Source organism: Massilia sp. BKSP1R2A-1 (assembly GCF_050586525.1).
GTDB lineage: Bacteria > Pseudomonadota > Gammaproteobacteria > Burkholderiales > Burkholderiaceae_D > Telluria.
Map to the genome: position 1 here is coordinate 267,087 of NZ_JBOBRE010000004.1, position 18,917 is coordinate 286,003.

At 59.8% G+C, this 18,917-nt stretch carries 22 protein-coding genes and 1 tRNA gene; 5 read left to right on the plus strand and 18 right to left on the minus strand.

The window, feature by feature from the left end:
- Positions 1 to 60: 60 nt before the first annotated feature.
- The 5 genes from ACQ7JA_RS08625 to ACQ7JA_RS08645 all read left to right on the plus strand — a co-directional run bounded on the left by ACQ7JA_RS08625 (position 61) and on the right by ACQ7JA_RS08645 (position 3,975).
- Positions 61 to 145 (plus strand) — tRNA-Leu (locus ACQ7JA_RS08625).
- A gap of 252 nt (positions 146 to 397) precedes the next feature.
- Positions 398 to 1,336, plus strand: coding sequence for a tyrosine-type recombinase/integrase (locus ACQ7JA_RS08630; protein ID WP_430896599.1), 939 nt, complete (start codon positions 398 to 400; stop codon positions 1,334 to 1,336).
- A gap of 59 nt (positions 1,337 to 1,395) precedes the next feature.
- Entirely contained in the window at positions 1,396 to 2,208 is an 813-nt protein-coding gene (locus ACQ7JA_RS08635; protein WP_430896601.1) for a hypothetical protein, read from the plus strand.
- Positions 2,209 to 2,532: 324 nt separating this feature from the next.
- The gene (locus ACQ7JA_RS08640) at positions 2,533 to 3,450 is read left to right on the plus strand and encodes an endonuclease/exonuclease/phosphatase family protein (RefSeq protein ID WP_430896603.1); all 918 of its coding nucleotides are present in this window, start codon (positions 2,533 to 2,535) and stop codon (positions 3,448 to 3,450) included.
- Positions 3,451 to 3,975, plus strand: a complete 525-nt coding sequence (locus ACQ7JA_RS08645) for a hypothetical protein (protein WP_430896605.1) — start codon at positions 3,451 to 3,453, stop codon at positions 3,973 to 3,975. It begins immediately after the preceding gene.
- 145 nt (positions 3,976 to 4,120) lie between these two features.
- Here the strand turns inward: ACQ7JA_RS08645 and ACQ7JA_RS08650 are convergent, their stop codons facing one another.
- The 18 genes from ACQ7JA_RS08650 to ACQ7JA_RS08735 form a co-directional block, all read right to left on the minus strand.
- Complete coding sequence (locus ACQ7JA_RS08650) at positions 4,121 to 4,414, minus strand: hypothetical protein (protein WP_430896607.1); 294 nt, start codon at positions 4,412 to 4,414, stop codon at positions 4,121 to 4,123.
- A gap of 204 nt (positions 4,415 to 4,618) precedes the next feature.
- Positions 4,619 to 4,807: a hypothetical protein gene (locus ACQ7JA_RS08655; protein WP_430896609.1), complete on the minus strand. Its 189-nt coding sequence runs from the start codon at positions 4,805 to 4,807 to the stop codon at positions 4,619 to 4,621.
- 2 nt (positions 4,808 to 4,809) lie between these two features.
- Positions 4,810 to 5,229, minus strand: coding sequence for a DUF1353 domain-containing protein (locus ACQ7JA_RS08660; RefSeq protein ID WP_430896611.1), 420 nt, complete (start codon positions 5,227 to 5,229; stop codon positions 4,810 to 4,812).
- On the minus strand, positions 5,226 to 5,351 hold the full coding sequence (locus ACQ7JA_RS08665; RefSeq protein WP_430896613.1) for a hypothetical protein: 126 nt from the start codon (positions 5,349 to 5,351) through the stop codon (positions 5,226 to 5,228). The genes ACQ7JA_RS08660 and ACQ7JA_RS08665 overlap by 4 nt, the downstream gene beginning before the upstream one ends.
- Positions 5,348 to 5,848, minus strand: coding sequence for a hypothetical protein (locus ACQ7JA_RS08670; protein ID WP_430896615.1), 501 nt, complete (start codon positions 5,846 to 5,848; stop codon positions 5,348 to 5,350). The genes ACQ7JA_RS08665 and ACQ7JA_RS08670 overlap by 4 nt, the downstream gene beginning before the upstream one ends.
- On the minus strand, positions 5,845 to 6,078 hold the full coding sequence (locus ACQ7JA_RS08675) for a holin (protein WP_430896617.1): 234 nt from the start codon (positions 6,076 to 6,078) through the stop codon (positions 5,845 to 5,847). The genes ACQ7JA_RS08670 and ACQ7JA_RS08675 overlap by 4 nt, the downstream gene beginning before the upstream one ends.
- 141 nt (positions 6,079 to 6,219) lie before the next feature.
- Positions 6,220 to 6,696, minus strand: a complete 477-nt coding sequence (locus ACQ7JA_RS08680) for a hypothetical protein (protein ID WP_430896619.1) — start codon at positions 6,694 to 6,696, stop codon at positions 6,220 to 6,222.
- On the minus strand, positions 6,696 to 8,015 hold the full coding sequence (locus ACQ7JA_RS08685; RefSeq protein ID WP_430896621.1) for a hypothetical protein: 1,320 nt from the start codon (positions 8,013 to 8,015) through the stop codon (positions 6,696 to 6,698). Before ACQ7JA_RS08685 ends, ACQ7JA_RS08680 begins: the two co-directional genes overlap by 1 nt.
- A gap of 89 nt (positions 8,016 to 8,104) precedes the next feature.
- Positions 8,105 to 9,019, minus strand: a complete 915-nt coding sequence (locus ACQ7JA_RS08690; protein ID WP_430896623.1) for a hypothetical protein — start codon at positions 9,017 to 9,019, stop codon at positions 8,105 to 8,107.
- A complete protein-coding gene (locus tag ACQ7JA_RS08695; protein WP_430896625.1) occupies positions 9,016 to 13,701 on the minus strand; it encodes a hypothetical protein in 4,686 nt (1,561 codons plus the stop codon). Before ACQ7JA_RS08695 ends, ACQ7JA_RS08690 begins: the two co-directional genes overlap by 4 nt.
- An 8-nt stretch (positions 13,702 to 13,709) precedes the next feature.
- Entirely contained in the window at positions 13,710 to 14,054 is a 345-nt protein-coding gene (locus ACQ7JA_RS08700) for a DUF1799 domain-containing protein (protein ID WP_430896833.1), read from the minus strand.
- A gap of 17 nt (positions 14,055 to 14,071) precedes the next feature.
- Positions 14,072 to 14,404 (minus strand): hypothetical protein, encoded by a 333-nt coding sequence (locus ACQ7JA_RS08705; protein WP_430896627.1) that lies wholly within the window; start codon positions 14,402 to 14,404, stop codon positions 14,072 to 14,074.
- A gap of 34 nt (positions 14,405 to 14,438) precedes the next feature.
- Positions 14,439 to 15,401 (minus strand): phage tail tube protein, encoded by a 963-nt coding sequence (locus tag ACQ7JA_RS08710; protein WP_430896629.1) that lies wholly within the window; start codon positions 15,399 to 15,401, stop codon positions 14,439 to 14,441.
- Between the two features lie 3 nt (positions 15,402 to 15,404).
- Positions 15,405 to 15,593: a hypothetical protein gene (locus tag ACQ7JA_RS08715; RefSeq protein ID WP_430896631.1), complete on the minus strand. Its 189-nt coding sequence runs from the start codon at positions 15,591 to 15,593 to the stop codon at positions 15,405 to 15,407.
- A gap of 1 nt (position 15,594) precedes the next feature.
- On the minus strand, positions 15,595 to 16,026 hold the full coding sequence (gpU, locus tag ACQ7JA_RS08720; RefSeq protein WP_430896633.1) for a phage tail terminator protein: 432 nt from the start codon (positions 16,024 to 16,026) through the stop codon (positions 15,595 to 15,597).
- Positions 16,023 to 16,319 (minus strand): head-tail joining protein, encoded by a 297-nt coding sequence (locus tag ACQ7JA_RS08725; RefSeq protein ID WP_430896635.1) that lies wholly within the window; start codon positions 16,317 to 16,319, stop codon positions 16,023 to 16,025. The genes gpU and ACQ7JA_RS08725 overlap by 4 nt, the downstream gene beginning before the upstream one ends.
- 10 nt (positions 16,320 to 16,329) lie before the next feature.
- Positions 16,330 to 16,662, minus strand: a complete 333-nt coding sequence (locus tag ACQ7JA_RS08730; RefSeq protein WP_430896637.1) for a DUF2190 family protein — start codon at positions 16,660 to 16,662, stop codon at positions 16,330 to 16,332.
- Between the two features lie 43 nt (positions 16,663 to 16,705).
- Positions 16,706 to 18,784, minus strand: a complete 2,079-nt coding sequence (locus ACQ7JA_RS08735) for a prohead protease/major capsid protein fusion protein (RefSeq protein WP_430896639.1) — start codon at positions 18,782 to 18,784, stop codon at positions 16,706 to 16,708.
- Positions 18,785 to 18,917 lie beyond the last annotated feature (133 nt).

Genomic DNA, 18,917 nt, shown 5'->3' on the forward strand with positions numbered 1-18,917 from the left:
GCACCGCACGGTACTGGTCAGTTGTGCAAACGGTATGCTAAGATGCGCGCCTGCTATCGGGCCTCTGTGGCGGAATTGGTAGACGCACTTGACTCAAAATCAAGCGCCGAAAGGCGTGCCGGTTCGATTCCGGCCGGAGGCACCAAGAATACCCGACGCAACACTCCGCTTTATCCCGCTTTCCAAGTCAAAACAAAGACTTAGCACAGGCGGCAAGCCGAAAGGCTTTCCACACCTTCCCGCATTTTCTCGCTTTATCTCCCCACGCATTACGCACGTTTTACGCAATAATTACGCACGAGACTACTCAGCAGGAGTTTAGAGCGTGGCTTCATATGCAAAGCGGCCAACTGGCTGGCGTGCCCAGGTAGCGATCCAGGGGATCAGAGAATCAAAAATGTTTTCTACTAAGGCCGAAGCAGTCGCCTGGGCTACGGCACGCGAGGCCGATATCCGCTCTGGCAAGGCCACTGGCATCCAGGCCGGTCGAACGGTCGGCGATGCCTTCGACCGCTATGAGAGAGAGGTGTCAGCCACGAAGCGCGGCCAACGCTTCGAGCAGCTCCGGCTCGCTGCGATCGGCAGGTGGGAGGTCAACGGACAGCCTTTCCGCAAGATGAAGCTTGCCGACACGACGTCCGAAGTGCTCGGGAAGTGGCGGGATCATCGATTGAATACCGATAAGGTCAGCGGTTCAACGGTCAACCGCGAGCTAAATTTACTGTCGAATATTTTTACAGTGGCAACGAAAGAATGGAAGTGGATCTCGTCGAGTCCAACCACTGATGTGCGGCGCCCAAAAGAATCGGAGGCGCGCGACCGCCTGTACACCGATGACGAAATCGAACGCATCTGCCTCGCGCTGGGCTTCGACTTCGACAATGAGCAGCCGGCCGTCACGGTCAGCCAGCGAGTAGCCGTCGCGTTTTTGTTCGCGATCGAGACCGCGATGCGGGCCGGCGAAATCTGCGGTCTTCTGCCGCGAGACATCGTTGGCCGCGTTGCCACGCTGACCGAGACGAAGAACGGGACAAAGAGGAAAGTGCCGCTATCGAAGCGCGCAGTGGAGCTGCTCGAGCTACTCCCTACGCAAACAGAAAGCGCGACTGTATTCGGGATCACGGCCAAATCGCTTGATACCCTCTTCCGTAAGGCTAAGACCCGGGCCGAGATCGCTAACGCCACCTTCCACGACACACGACACTTGGCAATCACTAGGCTGGCGAAGAAGCTCCATGTGCTCGACCTGGCACGCATGGTCGGACATCGCGACCTCAAGCAGTTACAGGTGTACTACAATGAAACCGCTGAAGAGATCGCTATTCGTCTTGACTAGTGAGTCGCTATTGATCTTATCTGAAGCAGCGTGTAGCTTCTTCTTCTTGCAAGGAACCCATGACTGTAATCGTATGCGTCAAGATTAATGACGGGATTGTGATGGCGGCAGATAGTGTCAGCTCCTACGCAAATGGGATGACGTATTCTCACGCTAACAAAATCGTAAATCTATGGTCGGGTCATCCTGTAGGAGCAATGGTTACAGGTGACGGCGGAATTGGAAACGAGTCTATAGAAACGCTATTCAAGGATTTGAGACGCCGGTTCGATGGTAAAGATCCTGCATTTGAACACTGGAAACTAGATCCGACGAGAACGACCATTCAGGACATTGCAGCGAAAGCACGCGATTTCCTTGTTCATGAGAAAGTCTCACTGCAATCCTATCCGTCCAACCTTCTAGTGAGGATCTGCGGCTACTCGGCAATGCGACCACTAAGTGAAACGTGGGACCTTCGCATCTCCAGTGCACAAAATGTCGCCCCTGAAATTGTCCAAAGTGAAACCGATTGGGGCATACGCTGGGAGGGCGAATTCGAAGCACTGGATCGACTAATTATCGGGCTCGGAACAGATGCCATGGGTGTTGCTATGCGTGATTTTGGTATGGCGATTGATGAGGCGAGAGCAGCAAGAGATAAACTAAGCGCCGGGTTATACAAGCACCTCGTTTTGCCAGGTATGCCAATTCAAGACGCCGTTAATCTCGCTCGTTTCTTGGTTGAGACAACAATAGGATTTGTCAAATACTCCATTGACCGCCCAAATAAAACAGTTGGTGGCCCCATTGAAATTGCAGCGATCACAAAACATGAAGGTTTTAGATGGGTTCAGCGGAAACATTTTTATCCGAAAGATTTGAATAGCTGACCAATTTAATCGTTGCAGGCCATAAGCTTGGGAAGTTGTCTAGAGAATAGCTTAACCATGCCAGTTAGCGGCACTTTTCTGCCCCACAAAATCCACGCTTAAGACCACATGAAAGCTAGCATCCATGCGGGTCGATATCGCTTTGTGGAGCATTCCTCACCTGCTTCACAGGGCCAAACCAGCACACTCTCATGATGCATCAGCACTTTTCCGTATGAAACATTCGATCGAAATCAAAAAACTACGCAAAAACCTACGCCAATTGTTCTTGGCTTACAATTCGGGTAAAATTGCTTTTAACTAAGTTTTTGTCGAAGTCAGGTGATGTCAGGACTAACAATTTCTGTCGTATGGTTGAACTCAAGTTTCTCACCGCCCAGAGCGAAGGATGGGCGGATCTCCGATTCAGACAAAAAAGTTTTCTATGCCCTCTTAGATGATTTGATGTCGAACCAGAACGTTGACATCATTGGACTTTGCGAACTTTCGAAAAACGATGTGGCAACAATCACAAAGCAAGCTGCTCGGGTTGGATACTCTGTGGAAAGTGGAATTGTCAAAGCAGGGAGAGCAAATTTCGACACGTGTATCGTCTATAACAGTAAAAAGCTAAAGCTGATTGGACAACAAAAAGAAGTTCTTGAAGAATTCAATAGAACAACTAAAGTCGGCCAGCTTTTTATTTTTGAAATTGATGGGGACGTTCGCCCCCTCTACGTGTTTGCGTCCCACTGGCCAAGCCGCTTATATTTAGATGAATATAATCCGAATCGACTGATGCTAGGAAAGACATTGCGATCATCAGTCAACCAAATTCTTACATCTACTCAGGACGCGCATAAGAACTCTTTAATAGTATTGATGGGTGACTTTAACGATGAGCCCTTTGACGTTTCTCTCACAGATGGATTGGCGTCAACGCGTGACAGACACTTGGTTAAGACTAATCCCTCATTGCTATACAATCCATTCTGGAGAAAATTAGGGGGAAAGGATGACTATTCACACGGCTCAACTGTTGATACAAAATGTGGCTCATATTTTTATAGCGGAGGATTCTATTCCAAGTGGCACACATTTGATCAAATTATCGTTTCCGCTGCCTTTTTAGGTCATTCTGATTGGCACCTAGTCGAATCAGCGACCGAAATACTAAACTATCAACCGTATACCGATCTGGTGATCAACAAAGCATCCAAATTCGATCATCTACCAGTAAAAATTGTTTTGGAGAGAATCTAAATGACCAACTTTTTATCATCGTTGAAAAAGGGGCTGAGCTCCGCGATGATTTCGCGGAATGAACAGATCGAGATTGATGAAGTTGTCGAGGATCTGAATCAGCAGATGTTGTCACTTAGTGATCAAATGATTGGGGTTGGCATAAGAAGCTTTATACGACAAACAGAGAAAAAAACTTCGTCCGCCTCGATCCTGAGTCCGCATCGTTACAAAGCCCTTTGCTTGCTTTGGACTGCAAGTAATGACCGAGCTGCTGTCCACGAGTTTGCAGAGTGGTTCCAAGCTGATGAAGGATATCCTGTAAAAATATTCTGGAAAAACGTTTCACATACCTGCACTAGTCGTGAGGCAATTGAGCAGGTACTGGTGAAAATAACCTCCGATGCAACGTTCGGGATCGTTGTCAGAGATATTCTCATCAAATTTGGTAAAAATATTATAGAAACTGAAGATGACCTCAAGATCACTTCTACGCCTGGAAAGCAGCCAAGCGCTAAAAAAGCGACGCAGAAGATGAAAGCGTAAGCTTGGGAAGTTGCACGGAAAAACCATCAACCATGCGGCCTCGCGCGCGATTTCCGCTCCACAAAACTCTTCCGGAAGCGCGCTTAAACATCAGTATTCATGCGGCGTTCAGCAACTTTGTGGAGCGGCGAAATCGGAATGATCGCTACCGCTCCACCATCACTGACCACTCCTGGATGTAGGCTGGGCCGGCGTCGCCCTGGGGCCTCTCCTCGCCCTTGAAGAGCATCCCGGTGCCGTGCATGCTGACCAACTTGGCGTCGTACAGCACCGGCAGCAGAGAATCGCCGACCTGGGAATCTGGTTTGCTAACGCTAGCCACTATGGCGCCGGCCAGGCCGTACACGCGTACCTCGCCCTCGACGTAGTCAGCGCGCTGTATATCGTGCATAGAGAGGCGCTTGCCGGCGCGCCGTAGCTGTTTCACTTTTCCGAACATGGGTGGAGTGTAGCAGCGTTGATCTGGCTCAAGTCGGGCGGCCGAGGTGCTGCTACCCTGCTGCGATGCACATTCGAACTGATCGCCTGACGGCAACCCTCGTGGACCTGGCTGTGAACGTGGCAACATCCCATGGCGCAGCCGCCGGCGCCAGTGTGCTGTTCCGCCTTGGCCTGCCGCTCGAGCTGGCCCGGCGCGTGCTGCTTAACCCAGAGGCGAGGCGTGGAGTAAAGCGGCCAAGTCCCGGCGCAACGCCGCCAGCTCGGTCTCAGCAGCTCGCAGGCGCGTCAGCTCCTGTTGGCTGATCATCTGCAGTGGCGAAAGGTCTTCCGGACCGCGATGAACGTCGCACACGTGCGCGACACCCTTGCCGGTGATAGCGTGGAATTCCATCGTCAGCTCGCCGCGACGTAGTGGCCCGCGCCCGCGACGCGCACCCCCAGCCACATGGCAGCGCGGCGCACCGAGAACCAGCCGCTGGCAACAGCCTTGGTGATTCCCGACTTGCCGGTAGTGCTGGCGTCATCCAGGGCGGCGAGGGCCTCGCGGAAGAGGGTGTCGGCCTGCTCCCGGCTGATCGACTCCTTCCCGCTATAGGCGTAGTCATGAACAACCGCCGCCGCGTCTCCCACCCCACCGAACAGCAGGTAGGCCAGCGGCAGCCGCGGCACGCTCGCTAGGTCAGTCTCGAAGCCGGCCGGCACGGTGATGACGCGGCCCAGGCTCTCCGATTCAAACTCCAGTGGGTAAGCCAGACGCTTCAGGCTGTCGCTTACGTGGATCAGGACGAGCACGGACAGGAAGCGGCTTTTCATTTACCAGCTTCCTTCAGGTCCTGCGCCAAGTTGTCCGTCTTGTAGCTGGCCTTCCATTCGAACTTGAGGTTGGCGCAGCCAGCGAGGGTGGCGAGCAGGGCGACGGCGAGGATGCGTTTCATGCAGACTCCTTTATGGCTTCGGTTGCGGTGGCCCAAGCGTTTGCCCAGGTGGATGGGTGCGGCTTACCTGGCCGCCAGGCGGCGACGTACTGTGCCCAGCCCTCCTCGGCTGTGGTTGGCAGCTTCTGCGGCAGGGTGTAGATGAGCAGGCGCGCGGCGATCGCGGCCAGCACGTCTTGGTAGCGCATCGCTTCCCATAGACCCTGCGGCGTGACGACGACGTTGAAGTCCTTGCACAGGCCGCGCATGCACGACGCGGTGAGGTAGTGCTCAAGCACGCCACGGCAGCCGCCGCCGGCTTCAAACTGCCAGAATGAGGAGGCCTGGCCATTCTCCGCGCCGCCGGCGACGATCTGGCGCCGATGACGAAGACCGGACTCCTGCAGCGCGATCGCCAGGACGAACCGGCGCGCATTGGGCGTGTCAGGGATGCCGCATAAAGCGAGCTCGCCCATGGCAGGGATAATGGCTGTGCGCAAAAGGAAAGCAGGCGTCATTTGGCGGCCTCCAGCTGTGCGAGGCGCACTTCGCGTTCTCGAGCATCGAGGTCGGCCAGGCGCTGCTCACGCGCGTTCTTCTGGCGTGTGTACCAGGCGTTGAGGATAAACGTCAGGAGGGCTGTGGCTATACCGACGAGCACGCCGATTTCGGTCAGCGTCAGGGACGCACCGACGGAGACGATGCCGCCCGCATAGCTGCCCGCTTCGGGCGCGCTGATCTTGGACATGGAACCTTTCAGGGAAATCGAGAGTGCCTAGAAGTCCACAGTTTCCCGTTGGGCTCGTCTCATTTCTAGGAAAGTTGAGACTATTTCGATAGACGTAAAAAAAAGCCCGCCAAAGCGGGCTGGAAGGGTAGGGCGGAGCCGTCAGGCTGCCTGGGCGAACGGCCCGGAATACTCGATGCCCAGCTCGGGCAGCTCGGCGATCAGTTCTTCGTGCGTCGGCGCCGGCCGGGTACCAGTCTTCACGGCGGCCAGCATCGCCTCGCAGTTTGCCCAGCATGCGGAGCGCCAGGCGCGGAAGGCTTGCCCCTCGGCCTGGTAGCGGGCAACGGCCGGCTCCTCGGCATAGGTGACGACCGAGATCAAGTCGTCGTAGCCGAAAGCGCGGGCTGTCGCGTCCATATGCTGCTGGACGGCGTCCATGTACGCGACGATGGTCTCGGCCTCGCTCGGAACGGGCGGCGCCGGCGGCTGCGCGGTGCCGGCTTCGCCATCGTAGTCGTCGCCGATGGCCCCGCCAACAAGGTCCGCGTCGACCAACTGCAGGCCCGGGATGAGGTCGAGACGCTCGATCTCGATGGTGTTGATGATCTTCCCGTCTTCGATCACATGTGCGCGCATCAGATTGCTCCCCAGATTTCCATTTCACCGCGGGCACCGGCGCCCGATTTGCCAGAGGCCACTCCGCCGCTTGGGTGAGTTACGCGGCAAGCGCCACCAGCTCCACCTGGGGCAACGCCATCTCCGGCAGTCACTAGAGTTGCGCTCGAGGCACCGACTGAAGCGCCAGCAGAACCGCCAACCTTCGAGGTACCTGATGCGGCTGTGCCGCCTGTACCGACAGTGCCGCCGCTTCCAGCACCGCCAACGAGGGTCGACTGACCCGGTGTACTACCGAGAATTCGTCCAAGACCTCCTCTTCCGCCGGCAAACTCACTCAGACCGAAAGTATTGAGTCCGCCAACGCCACCCGAGCCTTCGCCATTACCATCGGCACTATATGTGCCTGGCTGTCCTCCTAGAGCGATGTACCCGGCAAACGATGACTGTCCGCCGGCCGTTCCACTTACAGTAGACTCTCCGGAAGCGGAAATGCCTGGCACTGAAGCGGCAATCGTTACCAACTCCGTATCAGCCAACACAGCCGCCGGCATCGAGAAGGGTTGAGCCGCTGCTCCACCGCTGCCGCCGACGCCCATGTAGGCTTGCTGCGTGCTAATCGACCCGCTTGCGCCGGCGCCCCATAGCCTGCCGTCAAACCGCGAGTAGCCTGGCGGCTTGATGAAGTTCTGGGTGCTGGTGAACTTCTTGTAGAAGTTGCGGATCACCATCGATCGAATAGCCGTGCCGTCGCACTGGAAGAGTCGCCCCTCCCCTGGGTACATGATCCAGTTCGTCCTGCCGTCGGACGACGGGATCGTGATATCCCCGGTTCCCGTGTTCCTGAGCCAGACGCACCACCCATCGCCGAGCAGCGCAGGCGAATCGAACGTCTGGGTAAAGGTCCCGCTGAGCTCAATGTACGAGCCAAGGTCATTCACCCTCAGCATGGTATTCGACGTCCGCTTCCCGCCTGGCATAGACGTCAGGCCCGTCGCTTGCCAGTTCGCCGGATCGTTGGCCGGATCGGTCGCTCCACCGCTGTTTGTGGCTGAGCTGGTCGTCTTTCGGTACACCTTGAAGTTGACCTTGCTGACCGCGCACGTGAATTGCTGGTAGGTCGTACCGCTGGCCCATGGTGACGCGTTCGCTGCGGCTGCGGCCGCGATCACGGACTGATATGCGTTTGTTGCGGAGGTTGCCGAATCAGCTGCGCTGCCCGACGCCAGCCCGGCCCAGTTGGCAGCCGCCACAGCGCTGTCGAATGCCTCCTTCGCGTTGTTGAAGACATTCAAGGCGAGCGCGGCGAACTGCGCGACCACAGCGACGAGCCAGGTCACAAAGTCGTCGACACGATCCGAGAACGTGGCCTTCTCGTGGCGAATTGGTGCTGGCGGTGCCGGCGTAATGGGTGGTGGAGTAGTAGGCATTAGACGTTAGTCCCTTGTACTGAGAAATTGAAAACAGCATCGTTGGAGCGCAGGGTGAGGTCATAGCCAATCAGGCCAAAGGTACGTCCCACACGCAGCGAGTCAATATCAGTTGCCATCACTGCGCATGACACATTCATGACCTCATCAACCGCATCAGCGATCGTCTCGGCCATATCAAGCGGGACAGTGACCGTGAACGTCAGATCTCGTGCATTACGACCTTGCTGCTTTGTTGGCCTGCCGCGCGAATCCGAATCGATTCGGGAAAGAGTCCGTGCCTTCACACGGGCACCGCTCTCGGCTATGCCGACTAGAGAAACGAGATCTCCAATCGAGACGATTCCAATGCGCGCCACGCCTCCGGTATTGACCACAGTGATGGTTACCTCGCAGGACGCGTATGGCGTAATCTCAGTCGCGGTGAATTCAGTGCGGGGCCGCAGGGGGGAGAAAAAGTGCTCCCACCAGTCAGAGGCCTCGGACTTCTCCAGCGAGCCTTGGTACTCGAAGATGATGGTGCCGCCAGGTTGGTCCTTCACGATCACCGAGAGAGTCTGGCCGTCGAGTCCAGCCAGGTACATCGCATTGAATGCCCCCGGTCGGAACACCTGCGTGAGCGTGTTGGGCGAAATCGATTGCGTACCCGGGCTGTCATCGAACATCGACATCTTGCTGGTGGTCCCGAGGTCATACCAGCGATCGAGAGCATCTTCCGGTGGCGACGAATTGACCCCGGGCTTCAAGTTCTCGAATCGCCGCCCGAGCGACGGCCGGTAGACGACCTGCCCAAGGGCATAGTCACCGGTGGCGACCCAGTCCGACTCGCCCGGCAGCTTCGTGACGGCGGAAGTACTGGTGATCATTGCAGCCGTGATCAACAGCGGCGAGATGAAGCACGCTGGTGCGGTCATGCTGCCTCCGTTCTGAGCTTGCTACCTCCGCCCGAAGCCCGGTCGAACTGTTCGGCGAGCTGCGATGTGCTGCTTGCCACCTGCTCCATCGAACCGCCAAGCTTTTCAATAAGCGCATCAACTTTCGCTTCTACTCGAGATACGTCAGCCTGCTGAGCCGACGATTTCGACATGCTGCCCTGCTGGAGCGACGCGGCGGCCGGCGTTACCACGGCCGCTGAATTGAGCATGGCGACGTAACCGCGGTAGAAATCCGGCAGACTGGCCGCGTAAGCGTCTAGTGCTGCTGCGCCCGCCGCCAGCTTGGCCTGTACTGCCGCGAAGTCTCTTTCGTAGTAGAACGAGTCGCCGCCGCGGTCTTTGGACGCCTGGAGGAAGGCTTCCGCTGCCCTCGTGTCCGAAGGATCAGCTGCTTCGAACAGGCGCTTCGCCTCCCGGTACTTCGCGTCCGCGTCGAGCGTGGACAGGTTGCCGAGCAGGAGGGAATTTGCGAAGTCCCGCATGCTCTTTGCCGAATTCGTCGCGCGGTCCATGGCTGCCACAACCGAGTCGCCGAAGGACTTCATTGATGCCGCAGCCGCTTCCTGAGCAGCACGGATCGCGTCCGACGCCTTCTGAGTCGCATCCTTGTGGGCCTTGGCTGCCTGCACCTGGTCGAAGAGTGCACGATTGCTTTCGTCCAGCGCATCACGTTGGCGGGCCAGCAGCTGCGAAGCCGTCATGGTCAGCTCGTCCAGCTGTTCCTGCAGCCCTTTCCGCTCGGTCGCTACCGACGCGGCTTTCTTCGCTACCTGGACCTGGTCGAACAACGCGCGGTTGCTTTCGTCCAACGCGTCACGCTGCCGGCCAAGGAGCTCGGCTGAGGTCATGGTCAATTCGTCGAGTTGCTCCTGCATCTGCTTGCGCTCGTCCAGAGAGGCCGCAGCCTTGGTGGCCGCCTGCACTTGGTCGAAAAGCGCCCGGTTGCTCTCGTCCAGAGCATCACGCTGCTTCGCCAGCAGCTGCGCTGAGGACATCGTCAGCTCGTCCAGCTGGGCCTGCAGGTCCTTACGCTCGTCGTAGATGTACTGCTCGGCGTCGGCGATCTGCTTAAGGGCCGGGGCAATTTTGCTCAGCTCGGCGAAGGCCTTGGCTCCGGCCTCGGTGGAAGGATCAACCTTTACCAAGTAGTCGCGGAAGTTCTTGGTAGCATCTTCGCCGGAAGCGGACAGGCCATACTGGCCGAGGATCGGCTGGATACGCGATTTCAAGGCCGCGGCCTGTTCCTGCTCGGTGAAGAAGTCCTTCAAGAACTGCTCGCTGCTCTGTACGAACTTTTCCAGCCCGCCGGACAGATCGAGCAGACGCTGCCGCGCCGCGATGGAATCGGTGCCGATCATGCCGAAGGTCATGCCCATCGACTGCATGACGACATCAACCGACTGGTAACCCTGCGCAATGCGCACCAAGGTTTCCATGTAGCCCTCCCCAACCTCCTGGAACTGCTCGAGGCCACCGACCGCGAACTGGGCCATGTCGTCGCCCAGCTTCGAGAATACCGCCTGCAGGGTTTTCTCGATCTCGTCGGCCTTCATGTCCTTGAAGCTGATCTTGCCGATGTCGACCACGAAAGCGTCGAGCTTGTCGGTAAAGGTATCGGCCGGCAGGCCGAGGGCAAGGCCGGCCTCGTGCACGCTGTCGGACAGGGAAAGCAACACCTTGGCGATCTGGCGGTTCGCGTCCTCGCCTAGGCCATTCGTCTGGGTGCTGGTTTTGTCCTTGCGGAACCAGCCACCATCCTTCTTGATCTCGGCGTAGCTCATGGCATTCAGTCCTCCGCTGGCGATGGCTCCCAGCGTGGTCTTGTCGGCTGTAAAGCCACTGTCCTCCAACGTGGTTTTGCCGCCGAAGATCGCGCCCATGATCTTGCCAGTGGTCTTGCTCAGCCAGCCGCCGGTGATCTTGTCGAGAGCCACGCCGAGCAACCCGCCCTGCAGGAAACTGGCCTTGTCCGAGCTCCAGAATTCCTCGGCGCTGCCCTGCCCCAGACCGGAGACAGGGGCCTTGCCGGTAATGTTGGTGTCGCGCACGACGAGCGCCGAGAAAGACCCGATGTTGTTCTTGATCGACGTGAGGGCGCTCAGCATGCTCATGCTGATGGCCAGGCCCTGATAGGTGTTTTCCTCGACACGCTCAAGGGAGCGTGCAATGGATTCCGACTTGGCGCCGGAATCGCCGAAGACGCTGCCCGTGCCTTGGGATTCCTGGCGAGACTGCGACAAGCTGATGCCCGAGCCGCCGACACTGCCCGCCAGCTTCGCGCCGACCGCCACGACGGCGGCCATGGTCGCCGCGCCGGCCGCCAGGTTCAGCGGGAACGGAAGCGAGGCGATCGCCTTGACGACGGCGGTTATGCCCCAGGCACTCGCCTCGGTGCCGGCCAGGGCCGTCGACGCTGCGGTCGTGGCCGCCTCGCCGGACAGCTTGGTCGCGTTCAGGGTCGTGTGCGCCGCCACCTCCGCTTCCTTGAAAAACAGTTTCTTGGCCAGTCCCTCGGCGGCCATGGCGAGCTCGTACGCGCGGAAGGCCTTCTCGGCTGTCTCCAGGGTGCGGTAGCCCTTGCTGCCTTCGGAGAAGAATCCCTTGGCGGCAGTGGCCATGTCGCCATAGGCGGTGACGCGGCTGCGCAGCTCGTTGCGCGAGATCGCTTCCGACGCCATGGCGTAGCCCTTCGAATCGTTCGCGAACCTCATGGCGGCATCCTTGCGGGCCTTGTCGACCTCCGCCTGGCGGATGCTGTACGCGTCGAGTTTGCTGACGAGCTGGGTCAGCGAATCACCCGCGGTGCCGAATGCGCCCTTGAGTGCCTCACCGAAGGTCTGGGCCTTGGTCGGGTCCAAGAACTTATCCAGGTCCTCGCCCGCTTTCTTGGCCGCTTCGCCGGCATCGACTGCGACGAGGGCCGTCGCACTGCGTTCTTTCGCGGCGATCAGCTTTTCAAGGTGTTCGATCTCCTCCAGGGTCAACCCGAGCGACGAGCGCTGCGCGAACTGGTCCTTGAGGCGAGCGAGCTCCATCTGCTCGATGGCGGATTTGGTCATGCCGAAGGTGCTTGCGAGCGCTTCGTTCCGCACTGCCTCTTCGGTCGCGTCGGAGAGCGCCTTGGCATTCGAGTCCAGCCATTCCTGACGAATCTTCTGCATAGCGACCGCACCCTCGGCAGCGCGCTTGTTGGACTCGATGACCTCATTGGTAGCCGCCAGCTCCTGCAGCAGGCCGTCGACGACCGCGCGCTGCTGGTCGCCCAGCTTCAGCTTGCCGGTGGCGATTTGCTCGTCCAAACGAATCTGTTCCTGCTGAGCAGCTGTCGCTGCTTTGCCGACGGTTGCTTCGATGCGGGACTGGGCAATCTTGGCCTTGATCGACTCAACAAGGTTGCGGTAGGCCTCGGCTGCCTTCTCCGCAGCCTCACCGTCGCTGTCCTTTCCCGTGGAATAGTCCGCAAGGGGTCTGTCATTCCCGGGAGGCATTGGCGGTTCCGCTGCGCCCTTGCGGTCAGACAGCCGCTTAAGCACTGCCTGCTCAAACTGATTTGCCGGCTGATTCCAAAGCCGCTCGTACTGCGCGTTCGCGTCTTCAACTACTTTATTCCGGTCGCCTAGTGCCTTTTTAATGTTTGCAAGTGGATCATTCCCCTTAGCAAATTCAAAGGCAACGTTCGCTGGGTTTTTGAGTTTTGCCACCTCGACAGCAGCGGTAGCTACATACTCGATATCCGCGCCCACCGCTTTGAAGCTGCTGCCGACAGCAGACATGATGCGCGGAATCAACACCACGACATCAATAAGGCGGGCCGCGCCTACTGCCATGTCTTCTGCCCAACTGGATGCATCACTGGCGACAAGGTTTTGCTGTGCCTTCATTACATCCGTAATGCCATCTGCCAAATCTGTCATGGCGGGCAGACCGGACACCACGATGCCGGCGAAAAGCTCATCCGAGCGTTCTCGCATTTTTCCCCACTGATCCTGCAGAGCGGTAGCTTGCGCGACAGCTTCGTTAGAAGTCGCGGAGAAATCGTCGATGGACTCCGATACATCGCCCATGAACGGAAGGAGCTCGCGTCCCGACTTTCCGAACAGGTCGTTGGCAAGCGCGGCTTTGCCCGCACCATCCTCGTAGTTCTGGAGCCGCTTGGCGACCTCGATCATCAGTTCGCCTGGCTCGCGTAGTTTGCCTGCGCTATCGCGCGCCGAGACGCCCAGGAATGCCAACGCCTTCCGGGCTTTGTTGGACTCATCGTCTGCGCCGGACAGGCCCTTGTTCAGATTTGCCAGTGCGCCGCCAACCGTGCTGAAGTCCGCTCCAAACACTGAAGCCACCTTCTGCAGCCGGGACAGGTTTTCAATGCTAGCCCCTGTCCGCTGCGCCGTGTCGTCCAAGTCGCCGAATTTGTCGAGCGTCGCACCGATCTTGTCGCTGAGGGAGGTGAATCCTCGTAGGGCGATGTCGGCAACAATGAAGCTGCCAATAGTCGACCGGATGCTTCCGATTCGGTCGTTCAGGGCGCCGAGCTGGCCCGAGACACGCTCCAGCGACTCCGCGTTCATGCGCCGCATTGCGTCCGCAACGCTGTCGATGCTGCGCCGGCTCTCTGGCGCGCCATCAACACCGACAGTGATAGTTGCACGTGTTCCAGCCATCGCCCTACCTAGCCTTTCCGTTTCTCTGCCCACTCTTCAAGGCATGCTTGTTCCATCAGCTGCACCATCGCGAACAGCTCGACTCGCTTCTTCCGGCTGTAGTCCCGCAGGCGCATGCACGTCTCGACGCCCGGGTAGTTCAGGCCGAAGGCGCCGGCCATGCCGACATTCCACTGGGTTTGCAGGCCCACCCACAGGTGGAATGCCTCTTCGTTCTCGGGCCACAGCCAGTACTCGTCCTGATCGAGCACCCGGTCATCGACGGCGTACAGTCCGAAGGCGGCAAGCGCCTCGTTGACGTGCCGCTCGGCCTTGTTCGCCTCTTCGCCGAAGCGAAGCTCGCCGCGCGCCATCAGGCGCACGGCCTTGATCAGTTTTTTGCGGTGGCCGCGATCTGCTTCATGTAGCTGGTGAAGCACAGCATGGGCATGCCAGCGGCGCTCAACATCTCGTTCAGGCCTTCGGCGCTGAAGATCACGGCTGCGCCGCCCTCGTCCTTAACGTCCTGCCAGCCTTCCGTGTTGGTGCGCAGGAAGTCTTTGACCGAGCCGTCTTTGTCGGACTGCACAGCTTCGATCTCTTCCTGCGACAGGCGCTTGCAATGCAGGGTGAAGTCGAACTCGACCGGCTTGCCGTCTTCGCCCGGCAGCGTGCCCTTGACGCGGACCGGGAGCTTGTTCAGTTTTTTCAGTACGTATGTCATATGGCGGTTCCTTACAATTGAGTTTGTGGATGGGTTACAGGACGACGATGCGCCACTCGTCGTTGCCGTTGACCGGGACCAGGCGCAGGTCGTAGCCGATCAGGCGCTTGCCGTTCAGCTCGGACTTGCGCGGGTTGGTCAGCTGGGCGGCCGGCGCGAACACGATGATCTTGTTGCCAGCGACGGTGCCGATGGTCAGGGCCACGCTCTTCGTGAGATTGGCCTTGACGTCCGCCATCAGCGCGACTTCCTGTTCGGCAGTAAGCTCCATCTCGAGCGTGGCCGTCGATTCGCGGTCGGTGATGTCAACGGTCTCGGTGCCCAGCATTGGGGTGAAGTTGACCGTGTTGCCAAAGTTGAGCTCCAGGCCGGTACTGTTGTAGGTCGTGCCGCCGGTCAGCGCGCCGGCGGCGTAGGTCGCGCCGAAGGTGACATCGACCACGTTGGCCTTCGTCATGGCCACCGGCTTCTTCCATGCGGTCAGGGTCGGCGTGACATTCGGCACGGCGGCGACACCGCCATCCAAGGCAGTCCATTCGAAGCGCAGCACGGGGCGATCGCCGACCTTGGCCGACAGCGTGCAGTTACCCATCGACGCCAGCGCCTTGTGCAGGACGCCGTCGTCGTAGTAGTACTGGGTCAGCGACTTCAGGCCGGTAGACACCGGCATGTATTCCACACGGGCCGGCGTCGCCAGCACGCCTTCCGCGACAGCGCAGCCCTGCAGCAGCTGGCCCCAGGCCGGTGGAGTCCCGGCAGTGCCGGAACCTGCCAGTTCGACGGTGTACGAGATCTTGACACTGCTCGGGCCGACCAACTGCTCGCTGCCGCCGAAGTAACCGCGGATCAGATTGCGGCCGATAGCCTGCGCTTCCAGCGGCGTGATGCTCACGTCCGATACGAGCACCGCGTTCTCGGCGCCCGTCGGCAAGGCATCCACGCCTACGGTGGCTTCCACCTTGGCGGTGACGATGGTGTTCTTGATGCTGCGTGCCATGAGTTACTCCTGGTGGGTGGCCGAGGCGGCGGCCGGTTCGTTGACTGCATCGACCTTAGCGGCCGTGACAGGGGCTTGGGCGGTAGCCGGATCATTGGGGATCCACGCCCACTGGTCTTCGTCGAAAGTCCACGAGCCGCCGCCAGGCATTGGCGGAATGGCACGCTTGTTCAGGGTGTTCGTTGCGTTCATGTCAGCTCAAAAGTAAATTTTCGGTACGGTGCTCAGCGACATAGGTCAGGCGAACCCACCCCGTCTTCTTGCCGTCTGCCGTGTTCTCCGCCTCGATGCCGGCGATGACCAGGTCGTCAACCATGCCGCCGAGGGTTGGATCGGCAGCCAGGCGCTCGTACACTTTCTCGAGCAGCGGGTCAACGGCCACGTCGCCAGACTCGCGCGTGCTGCGCGCATAGCAGTCGACGCTAATCCGGGTCTGCCAGTCGACCGGTGCGCCAGTGATGACGCCCGCCCTGGGCAAGCCTTGGTCCCACTGCACGCTGATGGCCTCATCGTCCTGGTCTGGAATCGCCGTGGCGCGGGCGCGGTAAATAGCCCTGCATACGGCGGGGCTCGTCGACAGGGCCGCCATGACAGCGCTGACCACTTTCGAAAATGCGGTGCTCATTGCGCACGCTCCACGGTCAGGACGGTCAGGCCAGTACCGTCAGGCGAACTGGCGCCGATCACGTAAGGGATGCCGGCAATCTCGATGGTCTTGTCGGCTGGCTCGGCCATGACTGCGCTGGACGCGACAGTCAGGGTCGGGCTGGTATCGGCTGCTCCGCCGCCCAGCTGGGCCACGCTCGAAGGGTTCCGGAAGATCCCCGGCACTACCGCGCCGCCGATCGCCACCTGAACGTTTGCCAGGTGATTCAGGACGGAGGCGTTGGTAACCGCTTCGAGTTTGGCGAAAAGCACGGCGGACCGATTAGCGGGTGACGCCGTCGAGCAGGACGCGGGCGGTGGTGTCGCCGTTGGCCTTCGCCTCGGTAACACAACCGACGAGCGTGTTGTTGGTTGCAGTGGTGGTCAGCTTGCGGGCAGTGTTGTCCCAGTAGATCTTCGCGCCCTGGGCTGCCGTGTCGGCCGTGACCGCCGCCAGGTCGAACACATCCTTGCGCACGATCTCGACCGACGCGCCTTGCGCCGCATTGTGGGCGGCGACGCCGAACAGCGCACCGACCAGCACGCCCTGGCCGCTGGACACGAGGTACGGTGCGATCACGCTGACCGTGTTGCCCTTCTGGACATAGTTTTTCATTTGCTCTGGTTCCTAACGTTCGTGGAGACGGAAGCGACAGCGCTTACGCGCCGGCGCCCTTATACAGGCCGCGGTGGTCGACCGCCTTGGCCGCGAAGTCCAGGCGGCACTTCCAGGTGACGCCGTCGACTTCGAAGCCGTTCTGGCTGTCGATGACCGGGCCTTCCGCGCCATCCAGGTAGCAGTACTCGACGGTGTCGATCTGGCTGTTATTGCTGGCGAGGTACCACTCCTTGTCGCTCACGCCGTCGAGGATCGGCTCGACGATCGGCTCGACCGCAGTGCGGCCGCCGCTGCGGAATTCGTTCACGTCGCCCTGCTTGGCCGGAACATAGTTCGAACTGGTCAGCTGGTAAGCGTCCTGCTCCAGGGAGGCGGGGACGATCAGGAAGTTCGGCGACAGGTTCAGCTCTTCGTTCTGCAGGCCCTTCTGGACACGCATCGCGGTGCGGCCCGCCTTCAGGGCGGACAACTGCAGGGCCGAGCCGGCGCCGGTGCCGAGGTTCTTGTGGTCCGAGTGGAACAGTGGGGTGCCGTCCCCCATGGCCGGGTTCGAGGTCAGTTGACTGTAGACCAGGCGATTCTCGAGGCGGCTGGAGCTTGCACCGAATGCCGACACCAGGCGCTCGAAGGCACGCAGGTCGTCGTTCACGATGGCTTGGCGGGTCAGCGACACCATGCGGCCGTAGGTCACCAGCGCATAGTTCACGCCGGCATCCTTCATCGTGCCGTACTTGAACTCGCCGTGCTCGTTGGTCTGCAGCAATTCCGGGGCGCCCGACAGTTGCACGATGCTGATGTTCTTGAAGTCCGGCGCGTTCGGCGCACGGCGTGCCCACTGGGTGTAGGTGCCGGCGTTCTCGGCGTACGCGTCGCGCAGGCGTTTGCTGGCCACGTTCTGGAACAGCGCGGCAAAGTCGCTGGTGCCATGCATGCTCGAGCGGTAGTGGAGGATCTCGTGGGCGAGGCGCATACGATCCATGCCGCGGGTGTTGACACCCTGCGATTCCAGGAAGTCACGGCCGATTTCGAGAATGCTCATGCCGCGGTACTGACGACCGTTGTCGGTCAACTTGGTACCGGCATGGATGCGGTGCATCATCGCTTCCTCGATGCCGGCCATGCGCACCTGCTGCTGGTCGCTCACGGTCACGATACGTCCGACGTTGTTGTGGCCACCGCGGGCGGCGTCGTTGCGGGCCAGCTCTTCCAGCACGGCAGCGCGCGCCTGGTCGACGGTACCGCCACTGCGGATCAGACCAGCGGCCAGGTTGGTCACACCATGGCGGACGCACAGTTCGGTGATCTCCGCCGAGCGGGCGGCGGCTTCGGTGGCGGCACGGGCCGCAGCGTCGTCCGGTGCTGGCGCAGCAGCAGGTGCCGGCGCAGCAGGAGCCGCGGCCGGAGGGGTTGCCGAGCGGGCGGCGTCGATAGGCGCGGTGTTCTGGGCGCCCGGTTGGGTAGCAGTTGGCATGTTGTCTTCCTGGTTGGATGGAGCGGAATGGGCGGGCGCCCGGGTGATGAATTCGCACTGGACACCGTTCGACGGCTGGCTGCGCGTGCTCGCGTCAGCATCGGCCGGAACGGTGACAAAGCTGATTTCGTATGGCTGCCACGCGACGGCGCGGTACAACGGCATGGTGCCGCCGTCGGTGCGATCGATGGTGCGGGTGATCTCGTACTTGCTGACGCTGTAGCCGACGCTGATGGCGCGGATGATGCCAGCCTTGATGTCGGCGACGATCTCGGCAATATCGGCGCGCTTGGACAGACGCAGGGTGGCCCTGCCCTCGCCGTTCTCAATGCTGCCGCGGATGGCAACACCGAGGATGGAGCCGATGCCGCCGTAAGTGCGATGGTTATCGAACACCTGGACAGTGCCAGCGGCGAAGCGCGACATGTCGACTGCTTCGGGCGTGACAGCCAGCTCTTCCTCGTAGCTGGTCTCAGTCCACCAGTCGTAGCGCCGGACGCGCGCGCCAGTGGTCCAGACCACCTCGACGGTGTTGTCGGCATCGTTGAACGTGGCGGGGACCAGCTCAGCCGAGCGGCTGAGCATGGGCATCGTGCGCGGATCGGTCTCGGCACGGACTTGGGAGGTCGCAGGAGTAGGCGTCGTCATGCAGCCCATTCTGCGCATTGCACTGTCTCAATTCTCGGAAAACTGAGACAGTTTTTGAAAGCTACTTTTCGACGCCTACGACACGGTATCGACCGTCAACCAGCTCAAGCACCTTTGCCGGATAAGCAGGGCT